Source organism: Mesorhizobium sp. LEGMi-168a (genome assembly GCF_058312955.1).
Map to the genome: position 1 here is coordinate 292,005 of NZ_JBZEGV010000003.1, position 24,728 is coordinate 316,732.

Sequence of the window (24,728 nt, forward strand, 5' to 3'; positions counted from 1 at the left end):
GTGTGAGACGGGTTCCGTCCGGAGCTGCGTCAAGACAAGGAGATAAAGCGGTTCATCGTTTCGTGAAACGATGAACCGCTCCAGGATAAATCTCTACGTCTTCAGCGAAGCGCCGCCGCGATGTTGCCGCCGTCCACCGTCGTGACGTCGGCCGTAGTGCGCTCGGCTAGCGCCTGGTGCAGGAAGGCCTGCGCGACGTCATCGGCCGTCACTTCCTGTCCAAGCAGGTTGCCGGACATGTATTCCTTCTCCGTCACGCCGCGCGCGCCGGAACGGCTGGCGATCATCGCATCGGTCAGCAGGCCGGAGCGGATGCGGTCGGCGTTGACCGCATTGGAGCGGATGCCCCGCGCGCCGTAGTCCAATGCGTATTGCCGGGACAGGAACAGCGTCGCTGCCTTGGGCAAGCCATAGGCGCCGAATTTCGGGCCGGGATTGACCGCCTGCTTGGAGGTGTTGAAGAGCAGTACGCCCCCGGTGCCTTGTTCCAGCATGATGCGCACGGCATTCTGCGCCGCCGACTGGTGGGCGAAGAAGTTGAGCTCGAAGCTTTTGCGTAAGAGAGCATCGTCGAGCTCGCCGATCCGGCCCTCCCAGGCGGCACCCGCATTCGAGACCAGGATGTCGACGCCGCCATAGACGGCGACCGCCTTGTCGAAAGCGGCGCGCATCTCGGTCGGGTTGGTGATGTCGGCGCCGACGCCGATAGAGTTGTTGCCGGCCGCTTTCGCCACGTCCGCGGCTTTGGCCGGATCGAGGTCGACGATGACGGCATGCGCGCCGTTGGCGGCGAACAGTTTTGCTGTCGCGGCACCGATCGCGCCGGCGCCGCCGGTGATCAGCACCACCTGGCCGGTCAGCGGCTTTGGCTTGTTGGAGGCGAGCTTGGCCTGCTCCAGCGACCAGTATTCCAGCGGAAAGAGGTCGGCCTTGGAAAGCGGCTGGAAATTGCCGATGGCTTCGGCGCCGCGCACGGCTTCGATCCACATCTCGCCGACGTCGGAGGCGATCTTCGCATCCTTCAGCGTGCGGCCATGGCCGAACATGCCCAGCCCCGGAACCAACGTCAGCCGCGGCATCGGATCAAGCATGGTGCGCTTGACGTCGTCCAGCGCGTCATTGGTTTCGAAATAGGCGCGATAGTCCTTGGCGAAGGCATCGACATGGCCGCGGATGACGGCCTTGTAGTCGCCGAGCTTGTCGGCGTCGGGGGCGGGCACCGCCATCGGGCCGGTCTTGATGCGGATCGACAGGTCCGGCGTCGACACGCCGCGTCCGGCATAGTCGGCGATCTTTGCCGAATTGATGAAATCGACGATCGCGTCAGAGGTACGGAAGTCGCTGATCATGCGGTCGAAGCGGCCTTCGCCGCGTGCCACCGCGACAGCGCCGCGCAGCGTTGGCGCGATGTCGCTTGGCCTGGCGAGCGTCGCCGGCAGCGCCGCCTTGGCCGCCTGCGGCTTGCCGTTTTTCGCGACATACTCCTCGGCGACGTTCACGTAGTGGATCATCCGGTCATAGGCCTGCCGGGCATCGTTGCCGAAGGTGAAGATGCCGTGCTTGTCGAGGATCAGGCCTTCGACGCTTGGATCGGCATCAAAAACTTCCGCTGCGACCTTGGCGAGATCGAAGCCCGGCTTGATGTAGGGCACATAGCCCATTTTGTTGCCGAACACTTTTGCCACCAGCGCCTTGCTGTCCTCCTGGTCGACGATGGCGAGAATGGCGGTCGAATGCGTGTGGTCGACGAATTTGTGCGGCAGGAAAGCGTGCAGCAGCGTTTCGACCGACGGGTTGGGGGAAGCCGGGTCGATGAGGTTGGAGCGCTGCAGCGCCACCATGTCCTCGTCCGAGAGCTCGGCAAGAGCGCGCGCCTTGAGCAGCGCGCCCATCTTCACCGCCGGCAGGCCTTGCGGCTCGATGACTGCCATGTCCCAGCCGCTGCCTTTGACGCAGAGCACGTCCCATTCGTCGCCGACGAGATCCGTGGCCCTGGTCTTGCAGGAAGTGTTGCCGCCGCCATGCAGCACCAGCCGCGGCTCGCCGCCGAGCAGACGGGTGGTGTAGACGCGCAGCGCAAGATCGCGGCCGACGCCCTTCTTCGCATAGTCGGCGACCATTTTTTCCGCGTCGGCGTCGTTCCAAAGGTTCTTCATTTCGCTCCGTCCGATACTCGTCTTTTTTGCTCATGAACAGAAAGCCGCGACGTCTTTATGACAGACGCGGCGAGGTGGTTTTCTACGAGGCCTTTTTGCTGACCGCCCCGGCGTGATCGAGAAGACGCTCGGCCATATGCGCGCCGATCACCAGATGCGTGCAGAGCCCGCCGGCGATCGCGGCGAGCAGCGGCTCGAACTTGCTGTCCTCCTGCACCACCATCAGCCGCTTCTCGATGGCGCGCAGCGAGGCGAGCTCGGCGGAAATGACCCGTCTATTGTAGCTACAATCGAGCACTTCGCCATTGGCGTCGATGACCTGCCCGGCGATCACGCCGGCGGCGCCCTGCCTGCGCAGCGTCGTCATTTCGTCCGGCGTCAGCGCGCCGCATTTCACCAGATGGCTGTCGGCATCGACCGCGCCGACGGAGTAGAGCGCCAGATCGCAGTCGCTGACGCCGGCAAGCTGGTCGCGGATCACCGGCTCGGCACGCAGGCCTCGCGCCAGCTCCTCGCTCGACAGCACCAGCGGCGCATAGAAATTGAGGCCCTTGGCATTGAGCCGCCGCGCGATCTCCATCGTGCACTGGTCGGGCCGGTAGGAATAGGGCGCGCCGAGATTGCCGCAGAGCTGCACCACGGTGACGTCCTGCAGGTCGGCATAGGACATGATGTCGGCGATGGTGTAGACGGTGCGGCCCCAGGCGACGCCGATGCGGTCGCCCTTCTTCACCAGTTCGAGGAAGACGCTCGCGGCAAGCACCGCGATGTCGGTCGAGGGGTCGGCGACATAGGCGTTTTCCGGCGCGATCCAGACGGCGTCGAGCTTGAAGGCATCCTCAACCTTGCGCGCCACGACGTCGTCGGTGAAGAGCTGCGTCGAGGTCGAGATGTTGACGATGCCGGTCTCGCGCGCCTTGCGCAGATACATGGCAACCGAAGCGCGCGAGATCTTGAGCTGGTTCGCCACCTCGTCCTGGCGCAGGCCATGGGCATAGTAGAGCCAGGCGGCCTTATGGATGAGCTGTTCTGCCGGTCTGATCGCCATGCCGCCTCCTCGGCTGACATTAGTCACGGCTCTCGACAAAAGTCAAATCTGGGTGGCTGGGTGTAATCGTCCGTCTACACGGACAGATCGAGACGGTCATTCTACCGGGCGCTCATATCATAGCATTTCCCAGTCGTTCAGGGGGGATGGCATGATCGCCGGGCAATGGTTAGAAAGCTCGAAAAGACTTGGGGAGGATGGGATGGCCAATCCCTACGATACAAATCTTGACCGGAACGCCGCCAACCACCAGCCGCTGACGCCGCTCACCTATCTGGAGCGGGCGGCCAAGACCTATCCCGACCACGTCGCCATCATCCATGGCAGCCAGCGCATCTCCTATCGCGATTTCTGGCGGCGCTCGCTGAAGCTCGCCTCGGCGCTTTCGAAACGCGGCATCGGCAAGGGCGACACAGTGACGGTGATGCTGTCGAACACGCCGCCGATGCTGGAGGCGCATTTCGGCGTGCCGATGGTGAAGGCGGTGCTGCATTCGCTGAACACCCGCCTCGACGCCGCCGTCATCGCCTTCCAGTTCGACCATGCCGACACCAAGCTGCTGATCGTCGACCGCGAATTCTCCGGCGTGGTCAGGGAAGCGTTGGCATTGGCTAAGGTGAAGCCGCTAGTCATCGATTACGACGATCCCGACTACGCCGCCGACGCGCCCTATCCGAAGGGCGAGCGGATCGGCACGCTCGACTATGAGGACTTCGTCGCCGGCGGCGACGAGACCTTCGCCTGGTCGATGCCGGACGACGAATGGGACGCCATCTCGCTCAACTACACCTCCGGCACAACAGGCAATCCGAAGGGCGTCGTCTACCATCATCGCGGTGCGGCGCTGATGGCCTACACCAACACTATCCATGCCGGCATGGCCAAGCACGCGGTCTATCTCTGGACCCTGCCGATGTTCCACTGCAACGGCTGGTGCTTTCCGTGGACGCTCGCCGTGCAGGCCGGCGCCCATGTCTGCCTGCGCTGGGTGCGGGCGAAGCCGATCTACGACGCGATCGCCGACCACGGCGTCACCCATCTCTGCGGCGCGCCGATCGTCATGTCGGTGCTGATCAACGCCAGGGATGAGGACAAGCGCCAGTTCCCGCAGACCGTCACCTTCAACACGGCCGCCGCCCCGCCGCCGGAAGCGGTGCTCTCCGGCATGGCCGATGCGGGCTTCGGCGTGACCCATCTCTACGGCCTGACGGAGACTTACGGGCCGGCGGTCGTCAACGAATGGCACAATGAGTGGGACGAACTGGAGAAAGGGCCGAGGACGGCGAAGAAGGCGCGCCAGGGCGTGCGCTATGCCGCGCTCGAGGGGCTCACGGTGATGAACCCGGAGACGATGACGGAGACGCCGGCCGACGGCGAGACCATCGGTGAGGTCATGTTCCGCGGCAACATCGTCATGAAGGGCTATCTGAAGAACCGCAAGGCGACCGACGAGGCCTTCGCCGGCGGCTGGTTCCACTCCGGCGATCTCGGCGTCATGCATCCGGACGGCTACATCCAGCTCAAGGACCGCTCCAAGGACATCATCATCTCGGGCGGCGAGAACATCTCCTCCATCGAGGTCGAGGACGCGCTCTACAAGCACCCTTCCGTCGCCTCCTGCGGCGTCGTCGCCCGCGCCGACGAGAAATGGGGCGAGGTGCCGGTCGCCTATGTCGAGCTGAAGCCTGGCAAGAGCGCGACCGAAGCCGAGATCATCGAGCACTGCCGAGGGTTGCTTGCCCGCTTCAAGGTGCCGAAGGCGGTGGTGTTTACCGAGATTCCGAAGACCTCGACGGGGAAGATCCAGAAGTTCCGGCTGAGGGAGATGGCGAAGGGGGCGTAGTTCGCTCCTTCGAGCATGGCCGTGACGTCGACAGTTTGCGCCAGCATCCACGACGTCGTCATCCTAGGGTGGAGCAGTCGCGAAGCGACGTCGCGGAAACCCTAGGATCCATGCCTTACCTTGCGATCGCGCTCCGGCGGTTGCGAATAGCTTGCGGCGAATGCCGATCGGTGTAACTTCTTGATCCGCCTCGATCTTCGGCAAATGTCACGGAATGGATCCTCGGGTCTGCGCGCGTCGCTTCGCTCCTTGCTACGCCCGTGGATGACGATGGCACAGACGCCAGTACCCAACCGCTGACATCGCTCGCTGCCTCTCTGCACTGTCACCATCTGTCACCAATTATACGCGTACGTCGATTCCTCGTTGACATCTCGCTTCTTTCGATTTACGACTGACGAAAATTGAAATTCGTCACTCATCAAACGAAAGCGCCGATGTCAGAAACCGCCAACATCGTGGCCGACCCCGCCAGACAGGAGAATGTGACCCGCATTCTCGACTGCGCCGAGCGTCTGTTCCGGCACTACGGCTACGGCAAGACCAACGTCGCCGACATCGCCCGCGAGCTCGGCATGTCGCCGGCCAACATCTACCGCTTCTTCGCCTCCAAGGTCGAAATCCACCAGGCCGTCTGCGGCCGCATGCTCGGCGCCAGCTACGCCATGGCCTACGAGATCTCGCGCCTGCCGCTCAGCGCCGAGGAGCGGCTGCGCCGCTACGTGCATGCGCAGTACAAGATGACGCTGGAAGTCATGCTCGATGACCAGAAAGTGCACGAGATGGTCATCGTCGCGCTCGAGCGCGACTGGGGCGTCATCGACAAGCATATCGACCGTATCCACGACCTGTTCGCCGACGTGATCCGCGAGGGCATCGAAGCGGGCGAATTCAGGAAGCAGGACCCGGTGATCGCGTCGCGCTGCTTTGGCGCCGCCACAATCATCCTGTGCCATCCGCAGATGGTCGCGCAGTGCCTTGCCAAGACCAACCGGGCGATGCCCGACGACCTTATCGATTACGCAATCAGAGCCTTGAAATAGCCGCTGCCCGTCGGGTGCCGGTGTCGACGATCATCTCCAGTTCGGGAGTGCTAAGGTGTCTTTGTCCAGTTCCATCCTCCGCAGGCTGCCGGCCGCCGGCCTAATTGTCGCCGCGCTCGGCCTTGCCGGCTGCAGCCAGGAGAAGGCGGCGGTCGTCCAGGAAGTCATCCGTCCAGTGAAAGTGGTCGAGATCGGCAAGGCTGAGACCACCCGCCAGCTCGACTATTCCGGCTCGGTGCGCGCCCGTACCGAGATGAATCTCGGCTTCCGCATCGCCGGCAAGGTCACCGAGCGTCTCGTCGACATCGGCCAGCATGTGAACGAGGGCGACGTGCTCGCCCGCGTCGACCCCTCCGACTACGAGCTGTCGGTGAAGAGCGCTGAGGCGAGCCTCGATGCCGCCGAGCGGCAGGTCGAGACGGTCGATCTCGCCAGGAAGCGCGCCGAGCAGCTCTATGCCAAGAACTTCGCGCCGAAGTCGCAGCTCGATCAGGCGATGCTGAGCTACGATCAGGCGGTGGCGACCCGCGATGCCGCCCGTTCGACGCTGGCCCAGGCTGAGAACCAGGTCCATTACACCGATCTCAAGGCCAGCAAGGCTGGCATCGTCACCGCCCTCTCCGCCGATATCGGCCAGGTGGTCGGCGCCGGCACGCCTGTCATGACGGTCGCCGTCGATGGCGAAAAGGAAGTGCTGATCGCGGTGCCCGAAATGGACATCGCCGGCTTCCGCCCGGGCAAGGAGGTCAAGGCGAGCTTCTGGTCGGACGATGCGCTGACCCTCGACGGCAAGGTCCGCGAAGTGGCCGGCAGCGCCGATCCGCAGTCGCGCACCTTCGCGGTCCGGGTTTCGCTGCCCAACGATCCGCGTGTGCTGCTCGGCATGACAGCCAATGTCGAGGCGACCGTCGGCAGCAAGGCTCAGCTGGTGTCGATCCCGCTGACCGCGATGGCCGAGAAGGATGGCAAGCACATCGTCTGGACGGTCGACCGCGCCAGCGACACGGTGCATCCGCGCCCGATCAAAATTGCCAATTTCACCGCCGACGGCGTTGCCGTGGCCGATGGCCTGAAGCAGGGCGACGTGGTGGTAGCCGCCGGCACGCAGTTCATGACCGAAAACCTGAAGGTCAAGTTTTCCGGCGACGTCGCCCAGCAGTCCGCCTCGGCGGAGGACGACGTCGCGACCACCAGCAGCCTGCGCTAACCAGGCGAAAGAACGCCTTTCCCGCTCTCGCTGCGCGAGCCGCGAGCCGGGGAGGGCATGGGTTCCGGGCGGCAGGCGCCCGATCGTGAGATGCCGGCATGCTGGTATCCCCCGCACCACTGCCGCTTCAAACGCGATTGCGAGTCTCTCTCCGCTTGAGGAGCCTCGCCGCCCGGAAGCCCGACCTATGCATGTCTCCCGAAAGTGGGAACCGGTTTCGGGACAAAGACATGCGTAAAATCAAGAACCTAAAGCGCATGGAGCGAATCTGAAAGATCGCGACGCGCTTTAGAATTCATGAGCAGCATGGCAAGCGTGCCTTGCCGGCCAATTGGACTGGACTTGCGCCATGACCACCGACAGCAACTCTGAAAAGCGGCCTTTCAACCTCTCGCGCTGGGCGATCGGACATCCGAGCATTGCGCGCTTCCTGTTCGGCCTGATCATCCTGGCCGGCGCGCTCGGCCTGATGCGCATGGGCCAGAAGGAAGACCCGGATTTCACCTTCCGCGTCATGGTGGTGCAGGCGGTCTGGCCGGGCGCCTCGATCCAGGACATGGAAGACCAGGTCGTCAACAAGATCGAGCGCAAGCTGCAGGAGACGCCGCATCTCGATTTCGTGCGCTCCTACACCCGCGCCGGCAGCGCCATCATCACCTTGCAGGTCAAGGGCGACACCAACGCCGCGGAGGTGAAGGACGCCTTCTACCAGGTGCGCAAGAAGGTCGGCGACATCGCCAACGAGCTGCCACAAGGGCTGCTTGGCCCCTATTTCAACGACGAGTTCGGCGACACCTTCATCACGCTGCATTCGATCAGCGGCGACGGCTTCACCTATCCGGAGCTGAAGAAGTTCGCCATCCAGGCGCGCGACATGCTGCTGGCGACGCCGGGCGTCGAGAAGGCCGTCATCATCGGCGACCAGCCCGAGAAGATCTATATCGACGTCTCGTCCAAGGCGCTTGCCGAGCGCGGCCTGACCATTCTCGACCTGCAGAACGCCGTGAAAGGCCAGAACGCCGTCGATCCGGCGGGCTCGGTCGACACCGGCCTGCGTTCGGTCCGCATCTCGGTCGAGGGCGATGTCGCCAAGGCCACCGACATCCGCGAGCTGAGGCTGCGCGCCGGCAACCAGGTGACGCGCCTCGGCGACATCGCCGCCGTCTCTTCCGGCCTCGAGGATCCCTACCAGCGCAAATACCGCTTCAACGGCCACGAGAGCGTCCAGGTCGGCGTCGTCATGGCCAAGGGCTTTAACGTCAGGGACGTTGGCAAGGGCGTCGAAGCGACCTACCAGCGCTTCGAGGAAGGCCTGCCCTACGGCGTTGCGGTCGACCAGATTTCCGACCAGCCCGAGGTCGTCAAGGACGCCGTCAACGAGTTCATGGAGGCGCTCGGCGAGGCGCTGCTCATCGTGCTCGTCGTCTCGTTCCTGTCGATCGGCTGGCGCTCCGGCCTGGTGATCGCGATCGCCATCCCGCTGGTGCTCGCCGCCACCTTCGCCATCATGTACGAGATCGGCATCGACCTGCAGCGCATCTCGCTCGGCGCGCTGATCATTGCGCTCGGCCTGCTGGTCGACGACGCCATGATCGTCGTCGAGATGATGGAGCGGAAGCTCGAGGAAGGACTGGTCAAGATCGAGGCGGCAAGCTTCGCCTATTCCTCGACCGCCTTCCCGATGCTCACCGGCACGCTGATCACCACAGCCGGCTTCATCCCGGTCGGCTTCGCCGCCTCGACCGCCGGCGAATATGTGCGGACGCTGTTCTACGTCGTCGGCATCGCGCTGGTCGTGTCGTGGTTCGTCGCGGTCTATTTCACGCCGTGGCTGGGCTACATGATCCTGAAGCAGCGCAAGCACGCCGGCACCCATCACGATGTCTTCGACACGCGCTTCTACCGGCGGCTTCGTGCGACGGTCACCTGGGCGGTGCGCCATCGCATCATCGTTCTGGTGATGACGCTGGTCACCTTCGGCACCAGCCTGTGGGCGTTCCAGTTCATTCCGCAGAACTTCTTCCCGCAGTCCTCGCGGCCGGAAATCCTGGTCGATCTCTGGCTGCCGGAAGGCACCTCGATCAAGGAGGTTGAGACGCAGGCCAAGGCGCTCGAAGCGAAGATGATGGACGACCAGGACAAGCGCTTCATCGCCACCTATATCGGCGAGGGCGCGCCACGCTTCTTCCTGCCGCTCGACCAGCAGCTCAGGAACCCGAACTTCGCCCAGCTTCTGGTGATGGCCAAGGATGAGCCGGCGCGAGAGCGCCTGATCGTCAAGCTGCGCTCGATCCTCGCCAAGGACTTCCCCTCGATCCGCGCCAAGGTCGATCGCCTGTTCCTCGGTCCGCCGACCGGCTGGCCGGTGCAGATGCGCATCATGGGTCCGGACCGCCAGGAAGTGCGCCGGATCGCCGACGAGGTGAAGGCGAAGTTCCAGGCGAACCCGCTGCTCGGCGCCGTCCATGACGACTGGCTGGAGCCGGTGCCGGCGATGAAGCTGGTGATCGACCAGGACCGCGCCCGCGCGCTCGGCGTCACCTCGCAGCGCATCCGCCAGATGCTGCAGGCCACCATGTCCGGCGCGCCGCTCGACGACTTCCGCGACGGCGAAGAGACGGTTTCCATCGTCGCCCGTGAGCCGGAGGCGAGCCGTCATCTGCTGTCCTCGGTCGACTCCGTCTACATCCCGACCGACTTCGGCGGCTCGGTGCCGCTGTCGCAGGTGGCGAAGGTTGTGCCCGTCATGGAGCAGGGCATCGAATGGCGGCGCGACCGCCTGCCCACCATCAGCGTGCGCGGCACGCTGCCTGACGGCGTGCAGTCGAACGATGTCGTCACCAAGATGTACAACGACATGAAGGACCTGCGGGCCGGCCTTGCTCCCGGCTACAAGATCGAGATCCAGGGCGGCGCGGAGGATTCGGCCGAGAGCCAGGCTTCGATCGCGGCCAAGGCGCCGATCATGCTGGCCATCATCGTCATCTTGCTGATGGTCCAGCTGCAGCATTTCGGCAAGTCGATGCTGGTGCTGGCGACCGGTCCGCTGGGTATCATCGGCGCCGCCGCGGCGCTCCTGATCAGCGGCGCGCCGTTCGGCTTCGTCGCCATCCTCGGCGTCATCGCGCTGCTCGGCATCATCATGCGCAACTCGATCATCCTGGTCGACCAGATCGACCAGGATATCGCGGCCGGCATGGAGCGATCGGAGGCGATCGTCGGCGCCGCTGTGCGCCGCTTCCGGCCGATCATGCTGACGGCGCTGACCGCGGTCCTGGCGTTGATCCCGATCTCGCGCGCCGTCTTCTGGGGGCCGCTGGCCTACGCCATGATGGGCGGCATCCTGGTCGCCACCGTGCTCACCATCCTGGTGCTGCCGGCGGGCTACGCCCTGTTCTTCGGCCGCGAGCCCAAGAAGGCCAAGACCGACGAGCAGGCGCCGGAGCCGGAACAGATCGAAGGCATCGAAAGACCGCAGCTGGCCTTGGCTGCGGAATAAAGGTGGCAACCTCGGATCATCCGCCATCGATCCGATGGCGGATGATCCGTATCTTGCTTAGAGCAATTCCAGGAAAAGTGTGTAACGGTTTTCCGTCCGGAATTGCGTCAAGACAAAGAGATCGAGCGGTTCGCTGTTTCCGTGAAACGGTGAAACGCTCTAGCCGCGCGAAATTGCTCCTCGGCGCGGTTCTCGCAAAACAGAATTCCTTTCCAGCGGGCTGCTGCGGTCCGATCCTGCGGCAATATCGGAGCGGCAACGCTCGTCATTGCTGGATCATTTCCCATGGCAGAACAAAAGCAACTGCGCCTCGGCGCCTTCATGCGCCCCGTCAGTCTCCATACCGGGGCCTGGCGCTATCCCGGCGCCTATCCTGACGCCAACTTCAATTTCGCGCATTTGAAGCGTTTCGCGCAGACGCTCGAAGCGGCGAAGTTCGACGCCTTCTTCATGGCCGACCATCTGGCCGTGCTCAACATGCCGATCGAAGCGCTGCGGCGCAGCCACACGGTGACGTCCTTCGAGCCGTTCACGCTGCTCTCCGCGCTTGCCGCCGTCACCGATCATATCGGCCTGATCGCCACAGCCTCGACCACCTTCGACGCGCCGTATCACATCGCGCGTCGCTTCGCTTCGCTGGACCATATCAGCGGCGGGCGCGCCGGCTGGAACATCGTCACCACATCCAATCCCGACGCTGCCCTGAATTTCGGCCTCGACGAGCATGTCGAGCACGATGAGCGCTACAACAGGGCACGTGAATTCTATGATGTCGTCACCGGACTGTGGGACAGCTTCGCCGACGATGCGTTCATCCGAGACGCTGACAGCGGCCTCTATTTCGAGCCCTCGAAGCTGCATGTGTTGGCGCATAAGGGCGAGCACCTGTCGGTGCGTGGGCCGCTCAACATCGCCCGGCCCGTTCAGGGTTGGCCGGTCATCGTCCAGGCCGGCGCTTCGGAAGCAGGGCGGCAGTTGGCTGCCGAGACGGCGGAAGTGATCTTCGCGGCGCCGCCCGATCTGGCATCCGGCCAGCGCTTCTTTGCGGACGTCAAAGGACGCGCTGAGAAGCTTGGCCGGTCGCGCGACGACATCAAGATCCTGCCCGGTGCCTTCGTCATCGTCGGCGACGGCATCGACGAGGCACGCGCCAAACGGGCAAAGCTCGACAGCCTCGTCTATTACGAGAGCGGCATCGCTTCGTTGTCGATTGCGCTCGGGCATGACGCATCCGCCTTCGATCCTGACGGCCCGTTGCCGGATATTCCAGAGACCAACGCCAGCAAAAGCAGCCGTGAGCGCATAGTCGAACTGGCGCGCAGGGAAACCCTCACTGTGCGTCAACTCGCCCAGAGGCTGGGTGGCTATTCGGGCCTTGCCTTCGTCGGCACGCCAAAAACCATCGCCGACGAAATGGAAGAATGGCTCTTGGCCGAAGGGTCCGACGGGTTCAACATCATGTTTCCCTATCTTCCCGCCGGTCTCGACGACTTCGTCGAGAAGGTGGTGCCGGAACTGCAGCGGCGCGGCATCTTCAGGCGGCAATATGAAGGATCGACGCTGCGCGAGAATCTCGGCCTGAAGAGGCCGCCCAACCGCTTTTTCGAGGCAGCGGGCGAAGCTGCTCGCAAGGCCGGCTGACGGCCCTCAGCCAAGCTCCTCGGAATGCGCGATCGCGACGCCGTATTCGGCGGCGGAGTCGAGCATGGTGTGCCACAGGCTCTCGGCGAAGGTCGCGAACACCAAGAGGTTGAACACGGCCTGGCCGTCCGCCCGGTCCTTGCCGCGCCAGAGCGTGACGCTGGTGTGGTCCATCGAGGTTGCAGCGGCCGCGCCGACCGGGAACATCTCGGGGTGAAGGTCGATCGACGACAGCTTGGCGAGCATCGTGCGCGCCTTCGCGCCGGAGATGCTGACCAGGCCCCGCGCATGCGACTGGTCGGAAAGAGAAGCTGAAGCCTCGAAGACTGATGCCAGCGCCTCCATCGTGTGCCTGCCGCCTTTCGACAGGACGAAAAACTGATCCGGCCCCGACCAGATCAGCGTTGCGTCCGCCGTGCCCACCGCCTTCGGCGTTTCCGGTACAGCGACACCGAAACGGGTCTTCGCCGCCTTGACCGTCTCGGCCGCCTTGCCACGCCGCGCCATCACCTGGACAAGGTCGAAATTGCGGATCTCGGTCAGCGACACACCGGCTTCGCCTGGCGCGCCATACGGCCCTGTGGCAAGCACGCGCTCCAGCGGGCTGCGGAAATCCCAGGAAAAATCAGCCACGCTGGCGCCCTCCATCGGGATCGTAGAAGACGGAATTGCAAAGCTCGACATCGTACTCCTCGCCGCGCAGCGGATCATGCGCGCGCACGATCTCGCCGATGCGCTCGCGGCCGCGTTCGACGAGGCCGAGTCCGATCCACTGGTCGAGCACCGGCGAGAAACAGACCGAGGTGACATAGCCCTGGTCGTTGTCGGGGCCGGGTGTCGCGCCTTTCGGAATGATATGCGCGCCGGAACGCAGGCGGCGCGCCTTGTCTGTCGGCTTGATGCCGACCACCACCTGCCGATCGGGCGCGACCAGCGCCTCGCGGCCGGCCATGACGCGGCCGATGAAATCCTTCTTGGTCGACATCATCTTGCCGAGCCCGAGATCGGCCGCGGTGGTCGTGCCGTTGAGCTCCGGCCCGGCGACATGGCCCTTCTCGATGCGCATCACGCCGAGCGCCTCGGTGCCGTAAGGCGTCACGCCGGATGGCTTGCCGGCGGTCATCAGGTTGCGCGCCAGCGCCTCGCCATAGCGGGCCGGCACGGAAATCTCGAACGCCATCTCGCCGGAGAAGGAGATACGGAACAGCCGCGCATTGACGCCACCGCGCAATTTGACCTCGCGCGCGCCCATGAACGGAAAGCCCTCGTTCGAAAGGTCCTCCGCCGGGTCGACGATCTCCTTCAGCAGGTCGCGCGTCTTCGGCCCGGCGATCGAGAACTGCGCCCACTGGTCGGAGACCGAGGTCAGCTGCACGTCGAGCTTGGGGAACAGCACCTGGCGGCAGAATTCGAGGTGCTGCATCACCAGCCCCGCCTTGGCGGTGGTGGTGGTGAGGAAATAATGGTCCTCGGCCAGCCGCGAGGTCGTGCCGTCGTCATAGACGATGCCGTCCTCGCGCAGCATCAGCCCGTAGCGCGCCTTGCCGACGGCGAGGCTGGAGAAGGCGTTGATATAGACGCGGTCGAGGAAGGCGCCGGCGTCCGGACCGTGCACGTCGATCTTGCCGAGCGTCGAGACATCGCAGAAGCCGACGCCGCCGCGCACCGCCTTGACCTCGCGGGTCACCGATTCCAGCCAGTCCGTCTCGCCGGCGCGCGGATACCATTGCGCGCGCTTCCAGAGACCCGTGTCGACGAAGATTGCGCCCTGTTCCGCGGCCCAGTGATGCGATGGCGTCAGCCTGGTTGCGTGAAAATTCTCGTCGCGGTGGTGACCGGCGAAGGCGCCGATGGCGACCGGCACGTAAGGCGGCCGGTAGATGGTCGTGCCGGTCTCCGGAATGGATTTGCCGCTCACCGCCGCCATGATGGCGAGGCCGGCGATGTTCGAGGTCTTGCCCTGATCGGTCGCCATGCCAAGCGTGGTGTAGCGCTTCAGGTGCTCGACCGATTGAAAACCTTCGCGCTGCGCCAGCGCGACATCGGAAGCCGTCACGTCGTGTTGCTGGTCGACGAAAGCCTTGCCCTTGCCTGCGACATGCCAGAGCGGGGTCAGCGAGAAAGCCTCGTCATCGGCGACCGGCATGGACCCGACATTGCCGCTCCGTCCGGCATCGCGAGCCGCGACGGCGCCCGCTTCAAAACCTTCGCGCAGGCACGCGCCCAGGCCGAAGGCGCCGTTGGCGGCGCCTGCGGCCGCCATACCGGGTGGCGCGTCGCCCGGCACGAAGGCAGCGATGTCGTCGCGCCATTTCGGCCGGCCGCGATGATAGGAGGTGAGCCCGACCGCCGGGTTCCAGCCGCCGGAGATTGCGAGCCCGTCCGCCTCGACCTCGGCGCGAGCGCCGCCGGTCAGCGAGACGGAAATCTTGCGCACGCCATGCTTGCCGCCATCGACACCGCTGACGGAGCCGCTGAGCACCGGGAAGCCGCCCTTGCTGGCAAGCGAGCGATGGGTGGGCGATATCTCGCGTCGTGCATCGATCACCGCCGCGACCTGCAATCCGGCGGCGATCGCTGTCTCCACCGTACGCCAGCCATCCTCATTGTTGGTGAACAGCGCGATACGCCGCGCCGGCGTTGCCGCGTAGCGGTTGATGTAGCTGCGCATGGCGGACGCCATCATCACGCCCGGCGTGTCGTTTCCGGCAAACACGATGGGACGTTCGATCGAGCCGGCGGCGACCACGCAGCGCTTGGCCACGATGCGCCACAGTCGCTGCCGCACCTGATGCTCCGGCGGTGTCGGCAGATGGTCGTTGACGCGTTCGATAGCGCCATAAGTGCCGCCGTCATAGACGCCGAACAGCGTCGTGCGCGTCATGATGCGGACGTCGGGCATGGTGGCGAGTTCGCCCAGCGTCCTCGCGATCCACTCGGCCGCCGGCAGCCCGTCTATCATGCCGCCATCGGCAAGCAGGCGGCCGCCGAGGACGAAATCCTCCTCGCACAGGATAACGCGCGCGCCGCTGCGGCCGGCGGCCAAGGCCGCAGCCAAGCCGGCCGGACCGGAGCCGGCGATAACCACGTCGCAATGCGCCCATGCCTTGTCATAATGATCGGGGTCGGAGATTCCGGCGGCGCGGCCAAGGCCGGCGGCGCGGCGGATCGCCGGTTCGTAGATCGCTTCCCAGAATTTTGCCGGCCACATGAAGGTCTTGTAGTAGAAACCGGCGACGAAGATCGGCGCGAAGAGCTGGTTGACCGACATGACGTCGAAACTGAGCGACGGCCAGCGGTTCTGGCTGGCGGCTTCGAGGCCTTCATAGAGCTCGGCCGTCGTCGCCTTGGTGTTCGGCTCGCGTCTTGCGCCGCTGCGCAATTCGACCAGCGCGTTCGGCTCTTCCGAACCCGCCGTCAGAATGCCGCGCGGACGATGGTATTTGAACGAGCGGCCGACCAGCTTGACGCCGTTGGCGACCAGCGCCGAGGCGAGCGTATCGCCCTTGAAGCCCGAAAAAGTCTTGCCGTCGAAGCGGAAGCTGAGCGCTTCCGTGCGGTCGATGAGGCCGCCGGATGTCAGACGGTTTGCCTGATTGCCGCGCATCATGCACCAACCTTGGCAGCGCCGGCGCCCGCAGCCGGCTCGACAGTCGAAATCTCATGCGTCAGCGTGTTGCGCGTGACCCTCAGCCAGGCCCGGCAGCCGCCGCCATGATACCAGTGCTCGCTCATCGGGCCGGCGATGTTGTCGCGCAGGTAGACGTAGTCATAGACGGCGTCCTCGCCGGCATCGGCCACGGGGCGTTGCGGCTTGGCGTCGCCGAGATAGGTGAATTCGCCGAGTTCGCGTTCACCGCAGAAGGGACAGACTATGCGCATGTTTTCCGACTGTCCTCAGTGCAGGTTCGGTTGGGCGCCCTGGCCCTTCTCGTCGATCATGGCGCCGCGCTGGAACCGATCGAGGCGGAAGCGCGCGGCCTCCTTGTGCGATTCATCGCGGGCCAGAAGATGGGCAAAGACGAAGCCGGAGCCCGGCGTCGCCTTGAAGCCGCCATAGCACCAGCCGGCATTGAGATAGAGGCCGTCGACCGGGCTCTTGTCGATGATCGGCGAGCCATCCATCGACATGTCCATGATGCCGCCCCACTGGCGCAGGAGCCGCACGCGGCCGATCATCGGGATGAGCGCCATGCCGCCTTCGCAGACGTCCTCGACGACCGGCAAATTGCCGCGCTGGGCATAGGAATTGTAGCCGTCGATGTCGCCGCCGAAGACCAGCCCGCCCTTGTCGGACTGGCTGACATAGAAATGCCCGGCGCCGAAGGTCATGACGTTGGGCAAGAGCGGCTTGATCGCTTCCGAGACGAAGGCCTGCAGCACATGGCTCTCGATCGGCAGCCGCAGGCCGGCCATCGCAGCGACGCGCGACGAGGAACCCGCCACCGCCATGCCGACCTTGCCGGCGCCGATCCGGCCGCGCGAGGTCTCGACGCCGATCACCTTGCCGTTGGCGTCGCGCACGAAGCCGGTGACCTCGCAATTCTGGATGATGTCGACGCCGAGCTCGCTTGCCGCATACGCATAGCCCCAGACGACGGCATCGTGCCGCGCCGTGCCGCCACGCCGCTGCAAAAGACCGCCCTGAACGGGGAAGCGCGCATTGTCGAAATTCAGGAACGGCATCATCTTCTTGAGCGCCGCCTGGTCGAGCAGCTCGGCGTCGATGCCGTTGATGCGCATGGTGTTGCCGCGCCGCGCGAAGGCGTCGCGCTGCGCGTCGGAATGATAGAGGTTGATGACGCCGCGCTGGCTGACCATCGCGTTGTAGTTGAGGTCCTGCTCCATCCGCTCCCACAGCTTCATCGAAAGCTCGTAGAAGCCGGTGTTGCCGGGCAAGCCGTAATTGGAGCGGATGATGGTGGTGTTGCGGCCGGCATTGCCGGAGCCGATCCAGCCCTTCTCCAGCACCGCGACATTGCGGATGCCGAATTCGCTGGCGAGGAACCATGCCGTCGCCAGCCCATGGCCGCCGCCGCCGATGATCACCACGTCGTAGCGATCCTTTGGCGCGGCGTCGCGCCAGGTGGGCTTCCAGTTCCTGTGGCCGGAGAGGGCGGCGCGGGCGAGCGAGAAGATCGAGTATTTCATGAATCATTCCGAGGCCGCTCGCCCCACGCCGGGCCTTACCTTACGCGTCGGATCCGTCCGGGCCGACGCTCTAGATGTCCAGCGTGTGGTCGCGCTCCCACTGCGTGAAGTGCGAAGCATAGGAATTCCATTCCTGCTGCTTCAGCTTTAGATATGCCGACGAAAATTCCTCACCCAGCGCCGTCTTCAGCGATTTGTCGTTGTCGAACGCGCGCAGCGCGTCGAGCAGGTTGAGCGGCAGCTTCGGCGCGTCCGTCACCGTATGGCCGAACTGGTACATGTCGATGTCGTAGCGCTTGCCCGGGTCAGCCTTCGAGCGGATGCCGTCGAGACCGGCGGCGATGATCACCGCCTGCAGCAGATACGGATTGGCCGCGCCATCGGGCAGGCGCAGCTCGAAGCGTCCCGGTCCCGGCACGCGCACCATGTGGGTGCGGTTGTTGCCGGTCCAGGTCACCGTGTTCGGCGCCCAGGTGGCGCCCGAAATGGTGCGCGGCGCGTTGATGCGCTTGTAAGAATTGACCGTAGGGTTGGTGATCGCGGCAAGCGCGGAGGCATGCTTCATGATGCCGCCGAGGAAGTTCTTGCCCTTGGCCGACAGGCCGAGTTCCTCCGAATTGTCGGCGAACACATTGGTCTTGCCGGTCTCATCCCACACCGAGATATGGGCGTGGCAGCCATTGCCTGTCAGGCCCTGGAAAGGCTTGGGCATGAAGGTCGCGCGGAGACCATGCTTCTCGGCGATCGACTTGACCATGAACTTGAAGAAGGAATGCTTGTCGGCTGTCGCCAGCGCATGGTCGAAAGTCCAGTTCATCTCGAACTGGCCGTTGGCGTCCTCATGGTCGTTCTGGTAGGGACCCCAGCCGAGCTCCAGCATATGGTCGCAGATCTCGGCGATCACGTCGTAGCGGCGCATCACCGCCTGCTGGTCGTAGCAGGGTTTCGAGGCGGTATCGTACTGGTCGGAGATGGCGCTACCGTCCGGCGAGATTAGGAAGAACTCGGCCTCGATGCCGGTCTTGACATGCATGCCGTCCCGGGCGGCCTCTTCGATCACCCGCTTCAGCGTGTTGCGCGGCGCCTGGTCGACCGACTTGTCGTCCATGATGCAATTGGCGGCCACCCAGGCGACTTCGCGCTTCCATGGCAGCTGAATGACCGAAACCGGATCCGGCACCGCCAGCATGTCGGGATGCGCCGGCGTCAGGTCGAGCCAGGTGGCAAAACCGGCAAAGCCGGCACCGTCCTTCTGCATGTCGCCGATCGCCTGCGCCGGCACCAGCTTGGCGCGCTGCCCGCCGAACAGGTCGGTATAGGAGATCATGAAATATTTGACGTTTTTCGCCCTTGCGAACTCTGCAAGATCTTTAGTCACATCAGTTCCCCATTTTTTGTCGGCCAAGGCCCACGGCCCTGGCCCTTCTTTGATTAGAAGCCGTTCTTCCCCGGTACCCAACTCGTCCCGGCCAGCGGCACGCCGGCCATGGCGGCGGCTTCGATGCTGAGCGCGACGAGGTCCTCGGGCTCGAGATTGTGCAGGCTGTTCTTGCCGCAGGCGCGTGCGATCGTCTGAGCCTCCAGCGTCATCACCTTGAGGTAGTTGGCGAGCCGCCGTCCGGCGGCGACCGGATCGACCCGCTTCATCAGCTCGGGATCCTGCGTGGTGATGCCCGCGGGGTCCTTGCCTTCATGCCAGTCGTCATAGGCGCCGGCGGTGGTGCCGAGCGCATTGTAGTCCGCCTCCCAGCGCGGATCGTTGTCGCCGAGCGCGACAAGCGCGGCGGTGCCGATCGAGACCGCATCGGCGCCGAGCGCCAGCGCCTTCGCGACATCGGCGCCGTTGCGGATGCCGCCGGAGACGATGAGCTGCACCTTGCGGTGCATGCCGAGGTCCTGCAGCGCCTGCACTGCCGGCCTGATGCAGGCGAGCGTCGGCTGGCCGACATTCTCGATGAACACTTCCTGCGTGGCGGCGGTGCCACCCTGCATGCCGTCGACCACGACGACGTCGGCGCCGGCCTTCACGGCAAGCGCGGTGTCGTAATAGGGCCGCGCCCCGCCGACCTTGACGTAGATCGGCTTTTCCCAGTCGGTGATCTCGCGCAACTCCAGGATCTTGATCTCGAGATCGTCCGGTCCGGTCCAGTCGGGATGGCGCGAGGCCGAGCGCTGGTCGATGCCCTTGGGCAGCGTGCGCATCTCGGCGACGCGGTCGGAAATCTTCTGTCCGAGCAGCATGCCACCGCCGCCGGGCTTGGCGCCCTGGCCGACGACCACTTCGATCGCATCGGCCCGGCGCAGGTCGCGCGGATTCATGCCGTAGCGCGAGGGCAGGTACTGATAGACCAGCGTCTTCGAATGACCGCGCTCTTCCTCGGTCATGCCGCCGTCGCCGGTGGTGGTCGAGGTGCCGGAGAGCGTCGCGCCTCGGCCGAGCGCTTCCTTGGCCGGACCGGAGAGCGATCCAAAACTCATGCCGGCGATGGTGATCGGGATCTTGAGCTCGATCGGCTTCCTGGCATGGCGCGAGCCGAGCACCACCGAGGTGTCGCAGCGCTCGCGATAGCCTTCGAGCGGATAGCGCGAGATCGAGGCGCCGAGAAACAAAAGGTCGTCGAAATGCGGAACCTTGCGCTTGGCGCCGGCGCCGCGGATGTCATAGATGCCGGTCGCTGCCGCGCGGCGGATTTCGGAGAGCGTGTAGTCGTCGAAGGTCGCTGACTTGCGCGGCGTCGTCGGCGGGTTGCGGTAGGTCATCTTGCCTCAATACGCGTCGGCGTTGTCGATATTGAAATTGTAGAGTTTCCGGGCCGAGCCGTAGCGCTTGAATTCCGACGGCTTGACGCCGGTGACGCCGGCGCGGTCGAGGAGGCCCTGCAGCAATTCGATATGCTCGGGGCGCATCTCCTTGGCGATGCAGTCGGCGCCGAGGCTCTTGACGTTGCCGCGCACGAAGAGCCGCGCCTCGTAGATGGAATCGCCCAGCGCATCGCCGGCATCGCCCAGCACGACCAGATTGCCGGACTGCGCCATGAAGGCCGACATATGGCCGATATTGCCGTGCACGACGATGTCAATGCCCTTCATCGAGATGCCGCAGCGCGACGAGGCATTGCCCTCGATGACCAGCAGCCCGCCGCGGCCGGTGGCGCCGGCATATTGGCTGGCGTCGCCTTTGACCACGATCTGGCCCGACATCATGTTCTCGCCGACGCCTGGCCCGGCAGAGCCATGCACGGTGATCGCGCCGCCGTCATTCATGCCGGCGCAGTAGTAGCCGACGCTGCCGCGCACATCGATGCTGACCGCCTGGTCGACGCCGACGGCGACAGAATGGCTGCCTTTCGGGTTGAGCACTTCCCAGGCCGTCTCGTTCGAGCCGGGGGCGAGATTGTGCAGCGCCTGATTCAGCTCGCGCAGCGACTGTTCTGCGAGGTCGAAAACCCTCGCATGGCCTTGCTCGCGCTGCGCCTTCGGCATGGGTGTTGCAGGCATGAACTCAATGCTCCCAGAAATAGACGGTTGCGGGCTCCGGTTCCCAGACCCTCGCATTGTCAATGCCGGGCAGGTTCGCCAATGCGCGATATTCCGAGCCGAAGGCGACATACTGGTCGGTTTCGGCCATCACGGCGGGCTTGCAGGCGATCGGGTCGCGCACCACGCCGAAGCCGTTCTTGGTGCCGACGACGAAGGTGAAAAAGCCGTCGAGGTCGGAAAGCGTGCCTTCCAGCGCCTCGCCGAGATTCTTGCCATGCGCCATCCGGTTGGAGAGATAGGCGGCCGCCACCTCGGTGTCGTTCTCGGTCTCGAACGTCATGCCTTCGCGGATCAGCTCACGGCGGACATTGTTGTGGTTGGACAGCGACCCATTGTGCACCAGGCACTGGTCGGCGCCGGTCGAGAACGGATGCGCGCCCATCGTCGTGACCGCCGATTCAGTCGCCATGCGGGTATGGCCGATGCCATGCGTGCCGGTCATCGAGCGCACGTCGAAGCGATCGACGACGGCTTCCGGCAGGCCGACTTCCTTGTAGATCTCGACCGCTTCGCCGGCGCCCATGATGCGGACATCGGGCCGCAGTGACTGCAGCGCCTCACGCGCGGCGTCGACCTTCTCGGGTGTCGTCCTGATCACCGCATGCGTCGACTTGACCGCGACGCTCACCGGCGCGCCGATCGTCTTGGCGAGATCGACGTCGAGGCCGCGGAAATCGCGTTCCGGCTTTGCCGATTGGATGGTGATCTTGGCCTCATTGCCGGTCGTCGCGCCATAGATGGCGATGCCGGCGCTGTCCGGGCCTCGATCGCTGAGCGAGACCAGCATCTCCGACAGCATCGCGCCGAGTTTCGGCTCCAGCGCCTTGTCCTTGAGGAACAATCCGACGATTCCGCACATGTCAGCCTCCGACGTTTATGGTTCTCTCTTGATGTACCGAATGATATGGGGGAACTCAAAGATATGAAAGAATTTTTCCTCTGATTATATGTCGGCCTTTGCGCCGTTTTCGCTGCCTTCGCCATCCGGACGGGCCCTGTGAGCCCATATCGTATGGCGGATGCGCGCTATCCTGTAGGCGTCGAGGATCGACAGCGCATAGATGAGGAAGCCGCCGGCATGGCGGCCGATGAAGTTGGCGTCCGGCGGCGCCACCTTGGTCGTCACCCAGCCGAGGATCACCATGAAAAACAGAAACTGCAAGCCGCGCGCCGGCAAGCCTAGCACGACATGCCCGCTGCCCGGCAGGACGATCGCGGAGGCCAGCACCAGATAGGGGTTCGAAGGCCGGGCGGTGGGGTCGGTGGCGTCGGTCATGCGGCCTGCCTTTCGCGCTGGTTGATCGCGTGGCGAAGCGAGGAAGCGGCGGCAAGCAGCTCTTCAATCAATGCCGGATCGAGCTTCGCCTCGCCGAACGCGGCCTGCCGGAACACGCCGTAGCGCGCACGGTCGGCCTGGGCCAGCAGCCAGACGATGCGCACGCCCTTCGGCGTGATCAGCAATTCCTTGGCGCGGCCTTCGGCAAAGATCCCGGCATGCGCGGCAATCGCGTCCTGCGGGAAAGCGACGCCCCGACGGTCGGTCCGCAGTACCGCCTCTGCGGGAAGGGCGGCTGTCTTCGGCAGGGTGTGTTCGAGATGGTCGAAATTGGAGAATGTCGTCGGCGAGCCTGGCCGCATCATCATGTCGAAAATGCCCGGCACCGCGACCGGCTCGGTGATCGACACGCTCAGCCAGCGCGTCGGCAGCTTCCTGGTCGCGAGCGTGTCGACGATGGTGCGCACCTGAACGCGCTCGCCGTTCCACGACCCGGCCCAGGTGGCGACGCCGGCCGTGCCGTCGGAGACATCTATGGCGTCGGGAATGACCGCGTGGATGCCGGCCGCGTCGGCGGCGAGCGCCGCCCTGGCCTTGTTGCGGCTGGCGCGCGCGAGCCAGGCGAGGTGGAGGATGACCGCAAGCGCGATCGCTCCAGTGAGCAAAGCTGACGTCAACTCAGACATCTCGACACGCCAGAGCCCGCCGTCGGCCGGCGGGCTCGCTTTCCGTTCAATAGCCCTGTGGCTTCGGCCACGGCATGGTGAACTGGTCGCCGCGGCGCACGAACTTGTAGCGGTAGAAGTGGAACCACAGCGAGATCAGGAAGTAGAAGGCGACCATCGCGATCAACTGCGAGCCGAAGCCGAGGAAGATGGCGAAGAAGGTCACCACGCACAGGCAGAACAAGACGATCGCCGGCAGCGGATGGAAGGGATGCGTGTAACCGCGGCGGATCGAGCCCAGCGGCCACTTCTTGCGAAACATCATGATGTTGATGCTCATGAAAGTGTATTGCAGCACGCCCGACAGGATCGAGAAGGTGATCGCCTGGTTGAGGTCGGCGATGAAGGCGAAGGCCAGCGCGATCGGCAGCAGAAACAGGATCGAGCGATAGGGCGTGCGGTATTTCGGATGCACGGCCGAGAACCAGCTCGGCAGGTAGCGGTCGCGGCCGAGCGAGAACCAAGCGCGCGCCGCGTCGTTGATGCAGCCATTGGCCGAGGCGAGCGCGGCCAGCAGCGTCGCGATGAAAAGCAGGTTTTCGAGCAGCGGGCTGCCGGTCAGCTTGCCGGCGTCCCAGAGCGGATAATAGGTGATGCCGAGATATTCCCAGGGCATCAGCGAGGCGCAGACATACCAGGTCATGGCGGCGGCGATCAGAAGTGTGATCATGCCGGCCATTGTGCCATAGGGCAGGGAGCGCGCCGGCGAGCGCACTTCCTCGGCCGCCTGCGTGGTGCCTTCGATGCCGAGATAGTACCAGATGCCGAACTGGAAGGCGGCGATCACGCCGATCCAGCCATAGGGGAGCGCGTTGTCGGGCGTGACCAGCTCGTTGAGCTTCAGCACCGCGCCTTGCGTCCACGGGCTGACCGAGAAGAACAGGATGACGATCGAGACATAGGCGACCGCGGTGATGATGAAGTTGACGTTGAGCGTCATCAGCACGCCGCGGTAGTTGAGCCAGGCGAGCACCACGATGGTCGCGGCGATGAAGGAGTTATGCGTCAGCCCTTCGACGCCCGCCTTGGCGACAATCGTGTCGCCGAGCAGGATCGCGTCGGAGACTTCGAGCATCGTGTAGGCGAACACCAGAAACAGCGCGACGTTGAAGGCCATCAACGGCCCGACGATATGCTTGGCCTGCGCATATTGCCCGCCGGCGGCGGCGACGGTCGACGTCACTTCGGAATCGATCATGGCGACCGACGTGTAGAGCAGGCCGACGATCCAGCAGACGATCAGCGCCGCCAGCGCGCCGCCCTTGTCGGCGGCGAAGTTCCAGCCGGTGAACTCGCCGACGAGCACGATGCCGACGCCGAGCGCCCAGACATGGGCGGGGCCGAGGACTCTCAGCAGCGAGACTCTATCGCCGTGGATTGCCGTTTCTCTCGTTTCAACCGCGATTGTCATTGTCGAGGCTCCACTCAGATCCGGTGCTTTTCGGAAACGGCTTCAAGCTCGCCTTCGCGCGAGGAGGTCAGCATCCCCTCGGAATAGGTCGTGTCGACCTTGAACCAGTCGTAGAGCATCCAGAGCGCGAGCAGGATCGAGATGCCCCAGCATAGGTAAGAGAGTGTCATCCACATGATCTTGTTCCC

At 64.6% G+C, this 24,728-nt stretch carries 19 protein-coding genes; 5 read left to right on the plus strand and 14 right to left on the minus strand.

The window, feature by feature from the left end; all coding sequences use genetic code 11:
- Positions 1–101: 101 nt before the first annotated feature.
- Positions 102–2,156 carry a bifunctional aldolase/short-chain dehydrogenase gene (locus AC4FWB_RS06985; protein WP_491025177.1) on the minus strand — a complete coding sequence of 685 codons (2,055 nt, stop codon included), beginning with the start codon at positions 2,154–2,156 and terminating at the stop codon, positions 102–104.
- An 82-nt stretch (positions 2,157–2,238) separates the two neighbouring features.
- Positions 2,239–3,204: a sugar-binding transcriptional regulator gene (locus AC4FWB_RS06990; RefSeq protein WP_491025178.1), complete on the minus strand. Its 966-nt coding sequence runs from the start codon at positions 3,202–3,204 to the stop codon at positions 2,239–2,241.
- Between the two features lie 202 nt (positions 3,205–3,406).
- Here AC4FWB_RS06990 and AC4FWB_RS06995 point away from each other — a divergent pair, with 202 nt between their 5' ends.
- The 5 genes from AC4FWB_RS06995 to AC4FWB_RS07015 all read left to right on the plus strand — a co-directional run bounded on the left by AC4FWB_RS06995 (position 3,407) and on the right by AC4FWB_RS07015 (position 12,437).
- Complete coding sequence (locus tag AC4FWB_RS06995; RefSeq protein WP_491025180.1) at positions 3,407–5,047, plus strand: acyl-CoA synthetase; 1,641 nt, start codon at positions 3,407–3,409, stop codon at positions 5,045–5,047.
- 437 nt (positions 5,048–5,484) lie between these two features.
- The gene (locus AC4FWB_RS07000) at positions 5,485–6,090 is read left to right on the plus strand and encodes a TetR/AcrR family transcriptional regulator (protein ID WP_491025181.1); all 606 of its coding nucleotides are present in this window, start codon (positions 5,485–5,487) and stop codon (positions 6,088–6,090) included.
- A 73-nt stretch (positions 6,091–6,163) separates the two neighbouring features.
- On the plus strand, positions 6,164–7,297 hold the full coding sequence (locus AC4FWB_RS07005) for an efflux RND transporter periplasmic adaptor subunit (protein ID WP_491025263.1): 1,134 nt from the start codon (positions 6,164–6,166) through the stop codon (positions 7,295–7,297).
- A gap of 349 nt (positions 7,298–7,646) precedes the next feature.
- Positions 7,647–10,796, plus strand: a complete 3,150-nt coding sequence (locus AC4FWB_RS07010) for an efflux RND transporter permease subunit (protein WP_491025182.1) — start codon at positions 7,647–7,649, stop codon at positions 10,794–10,796.
- A 285-nt stretch (positions 10,797–11,081) separates the two neighbouring features.
- A complete protein-coding gene (locus AC4FWB_RS07015) occupies positions 11,082–12,437 on the plus strand; it encodes an LLM class flavin-dependent oxidoreductase (RefSeq protein WP_491025183.1) in 1,356 nt (451 codons plus the stop codon).
- A 6-nt stretch (positions 12,438–12,443) separates the two neighbouring features.
- Here the strand turns inward: AC4FWB_RS07015 and AC4FWB_RS07020 are convergent, their stop codons facing one another.
- The 12 genes from AC4FWB_RS07020 to AC4FWB_RS07075 form a co-directional block, all read right to left on the minus strand.
- Positions 12,444–13,070, minus strand: a complete 627-nt coding sequence (locus AC4FWB_RS07020; RefSeq protein ID WP_491025184.1) for a sarcosine oxidase subunit gamma — start codon at positions 13,068–13,070, stop codon at positions 12,444–12,446.
- Positions 13,063–16,044 (minus strand): sarcosine oxidase subunit alpha, encoded by a 2,982-nt coding sequence (locus AC4FWB_RS07025; RefSeq protein WP_491025264.1) that lies wholly within the window; start codon positions 16,042–16,044, stop codon positions 13,063–13,065. Before AC4FWB_RS07025 ends, AC4FWB_RS07020 begins: the two co-directional genes overlap by 8 nt.
- The gene (locus AC4FWB_RS07030) at positions 16,044–16,319 is read right to left on the minus strand and encodes a sarcosine oxidase subunit delta (protein WP_491025185.1); all 276 of its coding nucleotides are present in this window, start codon (positions 16,317–16,319) and stop codon (positions 16,044–16,046) included. Before AC4FWB_RS07030 ends, AC4FWB_RS07025 begins: the two co-directional genes overlap by 1 nt.
- A gap of 15 nt (positions 16,320–16,334) precedes the next feature.
- Positions 16,335–17,588, minus strand: a complete 1,254-nt coding sequence (locus AC4FWB_RS07035; protein ID WP_491025186.1) for a sarcosine oxidase subunit beta family protein — start codon at positions 17,586–17,588, stop codon at positions 16,335–16,337.
- Positions 17,589–17,658: 70 nt separating this feature from the next.
- A complete protein-coding gene (gene glnT, locus AC4FWB_RS07040; RefSeq protein WP_491025187.1) occupies positions 17,659–18,966 on the minus strand; it encodes a type III glutamate--ammonia ligase in 1,308 nt (435 codons plus the stop codon).
- A gap of 53 nt (positions 18,967–19,019) precedes the next feature.
- Positions 19,020–20,348, minus strand: coding sequence for an FMN-binding glutamate synthase family protein (locus AC4FWB_RS07045; RefSeq protein ID WP_491025188.1), 1,329 nt, complete (start codon positions 20,346–20,348; stop codon positions 19,020–19,022).
- Between the two features lie 6 nt (positions 20,349–20,354).
- A complete protein-coding gene (locus AC4FWB_RS07050) occupies positions 20,355–21,086 on the minus strand; it encodes a protein GlxC (protein WP_491025189.1) in 732 nt (243 codons plus the stop codon).
- Between the two features lie 4 nt (positions 21,087–21,090).
- Positions 21,091–21,987: a class II glutamine amidotransferase gene (locus tag AC4FWB_RS07055; protein ID WP_491025190.1), complete on the minus strand. Its 897-nt coding sequence runs from the start codon at positions 21,985–21,987 to the stop codon at positions 21,091–21,093.
- Between the two features lie 84 nt (positions 21,988–22,071).
- Positions 22,072–22,404, minus strand: a complete 333-nt coding sequence (locus AC4FWB_RS07060) for a hypothetical protein (RefSeq protein WP_491025191.1) — start codon at positions 22,402–22,404, stop codon at positions 22,072–22,074.
- Entirely contained in the window at positions 22,401–23,090 is a 690-nt protein-coding gene (locus AC4FWB_RS07065) for a hypothetical protein (protein ID WP_491025192.1), read from the minus strand. The genes AC4FWB_RS07060 and AC4FWB_RS07065 overlap by 4 nt, the downstream gene beginning before the upstream one ends.
- A gap of 46 nt (positions 23,091–23,136) precedes the next feature.
- Complete coding sequence (locus AC4FWB_RS07070) at positions 23,137–24,540, minus strand: APC family permease (RefSeq protein ID WP_491025193.1); 1,404 nt, start codon at positions 24,538–24,540, stop codon at positions 23,137–23,139.
- Between the two features lie 14 nt (positions 24,541–24,554).
- Entirely contained in the window at positions 24,555–24,716 is a 162-nt protein-coding gene (locus tag AC4FWB_RS07075) for a hypothetical protein (RefSeq protein ID WP_491025194.1), read from the minus strand.
- Positions 24,717–24,728 lie beyond the last annotated feature (12 nt).